Raw genomic sequence first — 12,139 nt, 5'->3', positions numbered from 1 at the left:
CTTGGCTCAACACTGAAAACAATAAGGCGGCAATTAAGCCGCCTTATTCGTTACTCTTTGTATGGACTCTTGGTCCGATAACTAGCCGCAGGCGTAATTATAAATCCGGGGCTTGAGATAAACCGTCCAGATAGCGTTCTGCATCCAGTGCGGCCATACAACCGGTTCCGGCAGAAGTGATCGCCTGACGGTAGATATGATCCATAACATCGCCCGCTGCGAAGACGCCCGGAATACTGGTCTGGGTGGCGTTGCCATGAGAGCCGGACTGCACTTTGATGTAGCCATCTTTCAGTTCCAGCTGGCCTTCAAAAATGCCGGTATTCGGGCTGTGGCCGATAGCAATGAACACGCCCGCCACATCCACTTGCGATTTCTCATCAGTGCGCACGTCGAGCAGGCTCGCGCCTGTCACACCCATCTGATCGCCGACCACTTCATTCAGGGTCTTATGGGTATGCAGAACGATATTGCCGCTGGCCACTTTGTCATTCAGACGATCCACCAGAATTTTTTCTGCACGGAAGTTGTCACGACGGTGAATCAGATGCACTTCAGAGGCAATATTGGCCAGATAAAGAGCTTCTTCAACAGCGGTGTTGCCACCGCCGACAACCGCGACTTTCTGGTTGCGATAGAAGAAGCCATCACAGGTTGCGCAGGCTGACACGCCGCGACCTTTAAAAGCTTCTTCAGAAGGCAGACCGATATAACGTGCTGAAGCGCCGGTTGCGATGATCAGCGCGTCACAGGTGTATTCACCGCTGTCACCAGTCAGGCGGAACGGACGGTTCTGCAAATCGACTTTGTTGATGTGGTCGAAAATGATCTCAGTATTAAATTTGGTGGCATGCTCATGCATACGTTCCATTAAGCCCGGACCGGTCAGGCCCTCCGGATCACCTGGCCAGTTTTCCACTTCGGTAGTGGTGGTCAGCTGACCGCCTTTTTCCACACCGGTAATTAATACCGGATTGAGGTTTGCACGCGCAGCATAAACCGCTGCGGTATAACCCGCCGGACCGGAACCCAAGATCAATAACTTACTGTGTTTAACCGTACTCATGCGTAATTCATCTCCGCGATGGCGACAAGCGATAAACCGATTGTAGGGAAAACGGCGCAGTAAAAAAAGTAAACTCAGATGTTGTTAACGATTTGTCTGATAGTTTTTACTGCGTAACCCGCGTAAAAAGGATTTCGCCAATATTGATGAGGCAGATAACTGTTTGATGGATAGGATGAAAAACCAGCATTCCGGCGACCGATCGTTGTGAACGTTGTTCATCAGAACGCGTTAATTTAGCCACAATTCAGGATTGTTTGTAGGGATTTGGCCGAAATAATGGGTGAGATGCGTTGTTATTGTTCATAGATAAAAGACAGCTAAAAAGGGGGCGTCCGCTTTTCAATCTGGCACGTTCTTCTGATTTTGCTTCTTTTACTTTGACAATCCGCTGTGCATTTGCGAAAACATCAGGGGAAGAAGAAATTAACTGCCTGTCTGTGACTTGAATTTATGCAATTGGCTGCTACGGACCCGTCCTGGTATTGCTTTTTGGTTTTTATGTCGCAGCAGGGTTTAGTGAATCAGGTTGGTGGTTTTCAATCTATTAATTTCACAAGGTTATTTCTTTTGAGTATCCGTTTTATGGCCGTGTTCCTTTTGACAGGGGATCAACGCGGCTTTTGGATGCGTAAACCTTAATCATCGGGTCTTCGCTTGGGACAACCCTTAGACATTGAAGTTGGCTGGGGTATGGCAGGTGCAGGGAAGGACAGCAGAGAGACAATAATAATGGTAGACAACAAAAAACGTCCGGGAAAAGATCTCGACCGTATTGACCGTAACATCCTCAACGAATTGCAAAAGGATGGCCGGATTTCAAACGTCGAGCTTTCCAAACGTGTGGGATTATCTCCAACTCCATGTCTGGAGCGCGTTCGTCGTCTTGAACGTCAGGGCTTCATCAATGGTTATACTGCATTGCTCAACCCGCATTATCTGGACGCATCGTTGCTGGTATTTGTTGAGATTACCCTCAATCGCGGCGCCCCGGATGTGTTTGAACAGTTCAATGCGGCAGTACAAAAACTCGAAGATATTCAGGAGTGTCATCTGGTTTCAGGGGACTTCGACTACCTGTTGAAAACCCGCGTACCTGATATGTCTGCTTACCGTAAGCTGTTAGGTGAGACTTTACTTCGTCTGCCAGGTGTTAACGACACCCGCACCTACGTGGTGATGGAAGAAGTGAAACAGACAAATCGCCTGGTCATTAAGACCCGGTAATTGTTCTGGTGCAAAACCTTGTCATTTTAGCTACACTCCTGTGTATCTATACAGCTATGGCGCCGGGGAGTCTCGGCGCTGTTGCTTTTTCTCAGTTCACAGGAACCTGGAGAGCCTTTCTTGAGCCAGGAATATACAGAAGATAAAGAAGTTACCCTGAAAAAACTGAGCAATGGCCGCCGTCTTCTGGAGGCTTTGCTGGTTGTGGTAGCGATTTTTGCTGCTTATTTAATGGCGGCATTGGTGAGTTTTAACCCCTCTGATCCAAGCTGGTCTCAGACAGCCTGGCATGGGCCAATTCATAACTGGGGCGGTGGTGTAGGTGCATGGATGGCCGACACGCTGTTCTTCATCTTTGGCGTATTTGGTTACGCTATTCCACCTATTATTCTGTGTCTCTGCTGGGCGGCTTTCCGTCAGCGGGATAAACAGGATTTCGTCGATTATTTTGCCCTTTCGCTGCGCCTTATTGGCACGCTGGCGCTCATTGTCACGTCTTGTGGTCTTGCTGCCGTCAATGTTGATGACCTGTATTACTTCGCTTCCGGCGGTGTAATCGGCAGTTTGCTCAGTACCGCAATGACACCTTACTTTAATAATGTGGGGGCGACTCTGGTGCTGTTATGCGTCTGGGCTGCGGGCCTGACCTTATTTACCGGCTGGTCCTGGTTGACGATCGCCGAAAAGATCGGTGGTGCCGTGCTGGGTGTAACGAATATCGTGACCAACCGGTCCCGTCGTGACGATGATTATGATTACGACGAGGAGGACGCTCCGCTACTGGAAGACGATGACGCAAAACCGGCTGCTAAAGTCGCGCCGGCCGTCGCTGCTGCAGCGGCTCCTGCAACTGCCGCCGCTTCCGAAGCTGATGAAGATGACGTGCTGTTCTCTGCGCCTTCGGTGAATGAACCTGTGGCGCAGGCCTCTTCTGAGGCTACCGCACCTGCTGCGAGCGCGGCTGTTGCTGAACCGGTACAGGCAGCGGATCCTTATGCTGCTGAGCCGCCGGTTGCTAATATTTCACCGCAGCCAGCACCGGCAACGGCCATTCCGCCGTTATACAATTTCGAGATCCCGGAAGAAACACCAGTTCCGCGCCATCCGCAGCCCGTTCAGCAATCGCCTTCACCAGCGCCAGTTGAGCGCAGAGAGGAAGATGGTCCGAGTCTGGGCAACTGGCAAACTGCCGTGGAGCATTCCCGTTCTCCGTTTGATTTCAGTTCAGCAGTGCCTGATGCCGCTCAGGCGGCCAGCGTGGCGGCCACCGCAGCACTGGCGACCGGCCTTGCACAGGCAGGGCAGTCCACGGCATCTTCCGCTGGTAACACCTTTATGCCAGCCTTCAGTGCTGTGAGCGATGAAAATCCACAGGTGAAAAAAGGCTTTGGCCCTGAGTTGCCGCGTCCTAATCCGGTGCGTATACCTACACGCCGTGAGCTGGCCTCGTATGGCATCAAGCTGCCTTCTCAGCGTATGGCAGAACAGCAGGAACAGGCACAGTCTGCGACGCATAGCGATCCACAGATCCAGGCAGACGTAGAAGCGCTACAGGAAGCAGCATTGCAGCAGGCGTTTGCCGCTCAGCAACAAGAGCGCTATGGCGATGCGGTCACTGAAAATGAACCTGATGAAGAAACTGCCTTGCAGGAAGCCGAATTGCGCAATGCGTTTGCTGCGCGTGAGCAGGCCCGCTATCAGCAGGATGTCGAACCGCTAAGCGGCGTGGTACAGCATCACCATTCACAAAATCAGCAGACTGAATTACCGGCTGTTGCTGATGATTTTGCCGCTGCGGCCATGAAACTCAGCCAGCATGATGCATTCAGCTTCTCACCAATGGCTGACCTGGTGGACGATACGCCTTCTGAACCGCTGTTTACATTGCCGGCACAAGTGGAAGAAGAACCGCAGGCTGCAACGTTTGCACAACAACCTTATCAGCGCGCTACGTCTTCTGAGCCCGTACAGCATGCGCAGGAATATGAGGCTCCACGACAGTCTTCGCCATCGGCGCAGCCTGATATGGATAGCCTGATCCATCCGTTCCTTATGCGTAATGAACAGCCGCTGGTGAAACCGACCACACCGCTGCCATCACTGGATTTGCTGACCTCACCGCCGGCTGAAGCTGAGCCTGTGGATGAGTTCGCGCTGGAACAGATGGGAAATTTGATCGAAGCGCGTCTGAATGATTACCGCATTAAAGCCGATGTCGTGGGGAAATTGCCGGGGCCGGTGATTACCCGTTTCGAACTGGATCTGGCGCCGGGCGTGAAAGCTGCACGTATTTCTAACCTTTCGCGTGACCTTGCCCGTTCATTGTCTGCGGTTGCGGTGCGTGTTGTGGAAGTGATCCCGGGCAAACCGTATGTCGGCCTGGAATTACCAAACAAGAAGCGCCAGACGGTATATCTGCGCGAAGTGCTGGACTGTGCGAAATTTAAAGAAAGTACGTCGCCGCTGACAATTGTGCTGGGTAAAGATATTTCAGGTGAGCCGGTTATCGCCGATCTGGCGAAAATGCCTCACTTGCTGGTGGCCGGTACGACCGGTTCCGGTAAGTCCGTCGGCGTTAACGCCATGATCCTGAGTATGCTGTACAAGTCTAAACCTGAAGATGTGCGCTTCATTATGATCGACCCGAAAATGCTCGAATTGTCGGTGTATGAAGGTATTCCACATCTGCTGACCGAAGTCGTTACTGACATGAAAGATGCAGCCAATGCGCTGCGCTGGTGTGTCGGTGAAATGGAACGTCGCTATAAACTGATGTCGGCGCTGGGTGTGCGTAACCTTGCCGGTTACAATGAACGTGTTCTGGAAGCGGAGGCGATGGGACGTCCCATTCCTGATCCGTTCTGGAAGCCGGGCGATGGCATGGCTGCTGAGCCGCCGTATCTGCAGAAAGAACCGTTTATCGTGGTGCTGGTCGATGAGTTTGCTGACCTGATGATGACTGTCGGTAAAAAAGTTGAAGAGCTGATTGCGCGCCTGGCCCAGAAAGCCCGTGCGGCAGGTATTCACCTGGTTCTGGCGACTCAGCGTCCTTCTGTCGATGTTATTACCGGTCTGATTAAAGCCAACATTCCGACCCGAATTGCCTTTACAGTTTCGAGTAAAATTGACTCCCGCACCATTCTGGATCAGGGCGGCGCAGAATCACTGCTGGGGATGGGGGACATGCTGTATATGGCACCAAACTCCTCGATTCCGGTGCGTGTTCACGGTGCTTTTGTCCGCGATCAGGAAGTGCATGCGGTGGTTCAGGACTGGAAAGCGCGCGGTCGTCCAAAATACATCGAAAGCATTGTTTCCGGTGGTGAAGATGGTGAGGGTGGCGGTTTAGGGCTGGACGGTGATGAAGAGCTCGATGCGCTGTTTGATCAGGCGGTTGCGTTCGTAGTCGATAAACGCCGTGCGTCGATTTCGGGTGTTCAGCGTCAGTTCCGTATCGGTTACAACCGTGCGGCGCGCATTGTTGAGCAAATGGAAGCGCAGGGCATTGTCAGTACGCCGGGTCATAACGGTAACCGCGAAGTGTTGGCACCACCGTCACACGAGTAAACCCAGCCGGTTTGCCTGCATTTGTTAAGAAGGGTCGCGAATGCGACCCTTGTGCAAAGATGCGTAAAACTATTGTTTTTCAGATGAATGAGCTACCGCCGGGGCGCAGCCTCGGATAGAGTTCGCACCATACGTCTTTTGCCTGTGTAAAAGGCATCGTCTGAAGTTTATGGATTTCTGAGGTAAGTATAAGAATGAAAAAATTGTTAATGGTAGGGTGTTTACTGACCGCATTTACCTCTGCTTCCGTTTTAGCGGATGCCAGCAGTGATCTCAAATCTCGTCTGGGTAAGCTCAATACTTTCCATGCCAGCTTCACGCAGACGGTAACCAGCGATGATGGTGCAGCCGTTCAGCAGGGCGAAGGTCAGTTGTGGGTGAAACGTCCAAACCTGTTTAACTGGCATATGACTACGCCGGATGAGAGCATTTTAGTTTCCGACGGTAAAACCCTATGGTTCTATAACCCGTTCGTTGAACAAGTCACGGCAACCTGGCTTAAAAATGCCACCGGCAACACGCCGTTCATGCTGATCACGCGTAATGATAGCAGTGACTGGGCAAAATATAACGTGAAACAGAAAGGCGATGACTTTGAATTAACGCCGAAAGCTGCGACCGGTAATCTGAAACAATTTGCGATCAATGTGACCCCTTCAGGCACTATCAAAAGCTTCACTGCCGTTGAACAGGACGGGCAGAAAAGTGCTTATACCCTGAAAGGTGAGCAAAATGCGTCTGTTGATGATGCCAAGTTTAAATTTACTCCGCCGCAGGGTGTGACGGTGGACGACCAGCGTCAGTGAGGTTAGTTTGAGTAATCTGTCACTCGATTTTTCCCAAAATGAATTCCAGCCACTGGCCGCCAGAATGCGGCCAGTCACCCTTGCAGAATATATCGGACAGCAGCATCTGTTAGCGCCGGGCAAACCTCTGCCGCGGGCCATTGAAGCAGGGCAATTGCATTCGATGATTTTGTGGGGGCCGCCGGGTACCGGGAAAACGACGCTGGCAGAACTGATTGGCCGGTATGCAAACGCCGATGTTGAGCGTATATCTGCGGTCACATCCGGTGTTAAAGATATTCGGGAAGCGATTGAGCGAGCCCGGCAGAATCGCGATGCCGGGCGTCGTACCATTTTGTTCGTTGATGAAGTCCATCGATTTAACAAAAGTCAGCAGGACGCTTTCCTGCCGCACATTGAAGATGGCACCATTACATTTATTGGTGCGACCACCGAAAACCCTTCTTTCGAACTCAATTCCGCATTGCTGTCTCGCGCTCGTGTGTATTTACTTAAATCACTGACGGCTGAAGATATCGAGAAAGTGATTGATCAGGCACTGAGTAATTCTGAGCGCGGTTACGCCAATGAGAAAATCCGTGTTCCGCCGGAAACCCGCCGGATGCTTTCGGAGCTGGTGAATGGCGACGCGCGCCGGGCGCTGAACAGTATTGAAATGATGGCCGATATGGCGGAAATCGACGCCAATGGTTACAGGACACTCACGCCGGAATTACTCACTGAGATTGCCGGTGAACGCAGTGCGCGCTTCGACAATAAAGGCGATCGTTTTTACGATTTAATCTCTGCATTGCATAAATCAGTGCGGGGTTCTTCGCCTGATGCGGCACTTTACTGGTATGCCCGAATCATCACCGCCGGTGGTGATCCGTTGTATGTCGCCCGACGTTTGTTGGCGATTGCTTCAGAAGATGTCGGGAATGCCGATCCACGGGGCATGCAGGTGGCGCTCGCTGCCTGGGATTGTTTTACCCGTGTTGGCCCGGCTGAAGGTGAGCGTGCGATTGCCCAGGCGATTGTGTATCTGGCCTGTGCACCGAAAAGTAATGCTGTATACACCGCATTCAAATCTGCCATGCGTGATGCACGCGAAATGGCAGATTTTGATGTGCCGGAACATTTGCGTAATGCGCCTACCAAACTGATGAAAGAAATGGGGCTTGGTGCTGAGTATCGTTATGCGCATGACGAACCGAATGCATATGCGGCGGGAGAGGATTATTTCCCGCCTGAAATGGCCCGTACGCAGTATTATTACCCGACATCACGCGGGCTTGAAGGCAAGATCGGCGAAAAGTTGGCATGGCTTGCCGAACAAGATCAAAATAGCCCGACAAAACGCTACCGCTAATTTTATCGTTGCGGTAAGGTTACCGTGATAACTCTTTGACACGCTGCCATTTCAGACAGCGTGCATCATCAAATTAACATTCAATAACGACACGTACAGGATTAGCATGCTGGATCCCAATCTGCTGCGTAATGAGCTAGACGCAGTTGCAGAAAAACTCGCTCGCAGAGGTTTTAAACTCGATGTGGAAACGCTGCGTTCTCAGGAAGAACGCCGCAAAGTCTTGCAGGTAGAAACGGAAACTCTACAGGCTGAACGTAACTCCCGATCGAAATCTATCGGTCAGGCAAAAGCCCGTGGCGAAGACATCGAACCCCTGCGTCTGGAAGTGAATACGCTGGGTGAGAAGCTGGATGCAGCGAAAGCTGAACTGGATGCATTGCAAAATGACATCCGCGATATCGCTTCTGCTATTCCAAACATGCCTGATGACTCCGTGCCTGCCGGTAAAGATGAGAACGATAACCAGGAAGTGAGCCGCTGGGGCACGCCGCGTCAGTACGATTTCACCGTGCGCGATCACGTATCGCTGGGCGAAATGGCTGGCGGCCTGGATTTTGCCGCTGCCGTTAAACTGACGGGTGCGCGTTTTGTCGTGATGAAAGGGCAAATCGCCCGTATGCATCGCGCGCTGTCGCAGTTCATGCTCGATCTGCACACAGAGCAACACGGTTATCTGGAAACCTATGTTCCCTATCTGGTCAATCAGGAAACGTTGTACGGTACCGGTCAGTTGCCTAAGTTTGGCGAAGACCTGTTCCATACCAAACCCCTGGATGAAGAGGCGGGCAGCAGTAACTATGCGCTGATCCCGACGGCGGAAGTGCCGCTGACCAACCTGACCCGTGATGAAATTCTTGAAGAAGAATCTCTGCCACTGAAGATGACAGCGCATACGCCATGTTTCCGTTCAGAAGCCGGTTCGTATGGTCGTGATACCCGTGGTCTGATCCGCATGCACCAGTTTGACAAAGTTGAGATGGTGCAAATCGTTCGTCCTGAAGATTCAATGGACGCACTGGAAGAACTGACCGGCCATGCAGAAAAGGTGCTTCAGCTGCTGAATTTGCCATACCGCAAAGTTTTGTTGTGTACCGGCGATATGGGCTTTGGCTCTTGCAAAACCTACGATCTGGAAGTTTGGTTGCCAGCGCAGGATACATACCGTGAAATCTCCTCATGCTCCAACATGGGTGATTTCCAGGCCCGTCGTATGCAGGCGCGTTGCCGCAACAAAACCGATAAAAAACCACGTCTGGTTCATACCCTGAATGGTTCTGGTTTGGCTGTAGGCCGTACACTGGTCGCCGTGCTGGAAAACTACCAACAAGCTGATGGCCGTATCGAAGTGCCGGAAGTATTACGTCCGTACATGGGCGGTTTAGAATATATCGGTTAATCCCGTTATATCTGCACTAACATAGCGAAAAGCGCCTTAGGGCGCTTTTTTTTATGCATGAAATCATGCGTTACGTTACGAATTCCGTATTTCTTTCTCTTCAACCCCGCCTTTTTTGATAGCAGACAAGGTTTCGTACCCCCTAATAAGTAGTATCCATGCTGTTTGAGTGGGTATTGCCTCATTACCGGAGCGAAAAATGTCGGAAATCAAATCAGAAATCACCACGCTAAAAAGTGGTATCAGCCGCCGGACACTGATCAAAACATCAACGCTGGCAGGGCTGGCCGTTGCTGCGGATGGCGTATTCCTTCCTTTTAGCCGTAAAGCACTGGCCCAGGGAGTGGGTGAGGCGAAGCATTTAGTCTCCGAAGATAAAGTGGTGTGGGGCGCCTGTTCAGTCAACTGCGGTAGCCGTTGTGCGTTACGTTTGCATGTACGTGATGATGAGGTGTACTGGGTCGAAACAGACAATACCGGGCAGGATATTTACGGTGATCATCAGGTGCGCGCCTGCCTGCGCGGGCGTTCTATCCGCCGCCGCATGAATCATCCGGAGCGCCTGAATTATCCGATGAAGCGCGTCGGCAAGCGCGGTGAAGGTAAGTTTAAACGCATTAGCTGGGAAGAGGCGTTCGATGAAATTGCCAATAACCTGAAGCGTATTGTCGCGAAATACGGCAATGAAGCGGTATATATCAATTACACGTCCGGCATTGTAGGCGGCAACATCACCCGTTCTTCTCCTTACGCTTCGCTGGTTGCCCGCCTGATGAACTGCTATGGCGGTTTTCTCAGTCATTACGGCACTTACAGTACCGCGCAAATCGCCTGCGCCATGCCATACACGTATGGCAGTAACGAGGGCAACAGTACGTCAGATATTGAAAACAGCAAGCTGGTCGTCCTGTTCGGTAACAATCCGGCTGAAACGCGCATGAGTGGCGGCGGCATCACCTATTACCTCGAACAGGCACGCCAGCGTTCCAATGCCCGTATGATCGTGATCGACCCGCGTTATACGGATACTGCTGCAGGTCGGGAGGACGAGTGGATCCCTATCCGTCCGGGGACGGATGCCGCACTGGTGGCTGGCCTTGCGCATGTGCTGATCACTGAGAACATGGTCGACCAACCTTTCCTTGATTCGTATTGTGTGGGCTACGACGAAAAAACCCTGCCTGCGGATGCACCGGCCAACAGTCATTACAAAGCCTATATTCTCGGCCTGGGCGAAGATGCGACGGCAAAGACACCTGAATGGGCGTCCCGCATTACCGGTATTCCGGCCAATCGTATTGTCAAACTGGCTCGCGAAATCGGTCAGGCAAAACCCGCCTATATTTCTCAGGGCTGGGGCCCACAGCGTCAGGCCAACGGTGAACTGACGTCCAGAGCCATCGCTATGTTGCCGATTTTAACCGGCAATGTTGGCATTAATGGCGGCAATAGTGGCGCACGTGAATCCACCTATACCATCACCATTGAACGCATGCCCGTGCTGGAAAATCCGGTCAAAACACAGATTTCCTGTTTTAGCTGGACTGACGCCATTGCCCGTGGCCCGCAGATGACTGCCACGAAAGATGGCGTGCGCGGCAAAGACAAACTGGATGTGCCGATCAAATTCATCTGGAACTATGCCGGTAATACCATCACCAACCAGCATTCCGACATCAATAAAACCCACGATATTCTGCAGGATGACACGCAGTGCGAGATGATCGTCGTGCTGGAAAACTTCATGACCTCCTCGGCGAAGTACGCCGACATCCTGCTGCCTGACCTTATGACCGTCGAGCAGGAAGATATTATTCCAAATGACTACGCCGGAAATATGGGGTATCTGATTTTCATCCAGCCCGCAACGTCCGCTAAGTTCGAACGTAAAGGCATCTACGAGATGATGAGCGAAGTCGCGCGTCGTCTTGGCCCGGATGTTTATAACAAGTTCACCGAAGGCCGTACCCAGCGGGAGTGGTTGCAATATCTGTATGCCAAAATGCTGGCGAAAGACCCGGCATTGCCTGCTTATGAAGAACTACGGCTAATGGGGATATATAAGCGTAAGGATCCTGCCGGGCATTTTGTGGCTTATAAAAAATTCCGTCAGGATCCCCAGGCCAATCCGCTGAAAACACCTTCCGGTAAAATCGAAATTTACTCCTCTGCTCTGGCGAAAATTGCCGGCGAATGGGAGCTGAAAAAAGATGAAACCATTAGTCCGCTGCCGGTATATGCCTCAACCTTTGAAGGCTGGGACGATCCGAAACGTAGCCAGTTTCCGTTGCAGATGTTCGGCTTCCACTACAAAGCCCGCACCCATTCCACATACGGCAATATCGATGTTTTGCAGGCGTCCTGCCGGCAGGAAGTCTGGATTAACCCGATCGATGCCAAAACCCGTGGCATTGAAAACGGTGACAAAGTGAAAGTCTTTAATGACCGCGGTGAAGTGCGTGTAGCGGCAAAAGTCACCCCGCGCATCATACCCGGCGTTGTGGCTATGGGGCAGGGCGCATGGCATCAGGCCAATATGGGTGGTGACCGTATTGACCATGGTGCCTGTATGAACACGCTGACAACCCAACGCCCCTCACCGTTAGCGAAGGGTAATCCTCAGCATACAAATTTGATTCAAATAGAAAAAGTCTAAAGAAGCCACGAGCCACGAGCCAGGGCCCGATGACAGGGTTGTTAAATTTTCGTCCTTCAGATAAGGG

At 51.8% G+C, this 12,139-nt stretch carries 7 protein-coding genes; 6 read left to right on the top strand and 1 reads right to left on the bottom strand.

Annotated elements, in window-relative coordinates; all coding sequences use genetic code 11:
• Window positions 1-97: 97 nt before the first annotated feature.
• Window positions 98-1,066: a thioredoxin-disulfide reductase gene (gene trxB / locus DXU84_RS05930; RefSeq protein WP_015689578.1), complete on the bottom strand. Its 969-nt coding sequence runs from the start codon at window positions 1,064-1,066 to the stop codon at window positions 98-100.
• A gap of 732 nt (window positions 1,067-1,798) precedes the next feature.
• On the opposite strand from trxB, the gene lrp reads away from it, so the two are divergent.
• The 6 genes from lrp (at window position 1,799) to ynfE (ending at window position 12,072) form a co-directional block, all read left to right on the top strand.
• The gene (gene lrp / locus DXU84_RS05925) at window positions 1,799-2,293 is read left to right on the top strand and encodes a leucine-responsive transcriptional regulator Lrp (protein ID WP_013574775.1); all 495 of its coding nucleotides are present in this window, start codon (window positions 1,799-1,801) and stop codon (window positions 2,291-2,293) included.
• A gap of 120 nt (window positions 2,294-2,413) precedes the next feature.
• Window positions 2,414-5,860, top strand: coding sequence for a DNA translocase FtsK (locus DXU84_RS05920; protein ID WP_013574776.1), 3,447 nt, complete (start codon window positions 2,414-2,416; stop codon window positions 5,858-5,860).
• Between the two features lie 194 nt (window positions 5,861-6,054).
• Window positions 6,055-6,666: an outer membrane lipoprotein chaperone LolA gene (gene lolA, locus DXU84_RS05915; protein ID WP_013574777.1), complete on the top strand. Its 612-nt coding sequence runs from the start codon at window positions 6,055-6,057 to the stop codon at window positions 6,664-6,666.
• A 7-nt stretch (window positions 6,667-6,673) separates the two neighbouring features.
• Entirely contained in the window at window positions 6,674-8,017 is a 1,344-nt protein-coding gene (locus DXU84_RS05910; RefSeq protein WP_013574778.1) for a replication-associated recombination protein A, read from the top strand.
• A 106-nt stretch (window positions 8,018-8,123) separates the two neighbouring features.
• On the top strand, window positions 8,124-9,416 hold the full coding sequence (gene serS / locus DXU84_RS05905; protein WP_013574779.1) for a serine--tRNA ligase: 1,293 nt from the start codon (window positions 8,124-8,126) through the stop codon (window positions 9,414-9,416).
• 199 nt (window positions 9,417-9,615) lie between these two features.
• Window positions 9,616-12,072, top strand: a complete 2,457-nt coding sequence (ynfE, locus tag DXU84_RS05900) for a selenate/tellurate reductase subunit YnfE (protein ID WP_153375081.1) — start codon at window positions 9,616-9,618, stop codon at window positions 12,070-12,072.
• Window positions 12,073-12,139: the final 67 nt, after the last annotated feature.

The organism is Rahnella sp. RcJ3 (assembly GCF_009498575.1).
Lineage (GTDB): Bacteria > Pseudomonadota > Gammaproteobacteria > Enterobacterales > Enterobacteriaceae > Rahnella > Rahnella aceris.
This window is presented reverse-complemented; position numbering and strand designations above follow the sequence as displayed.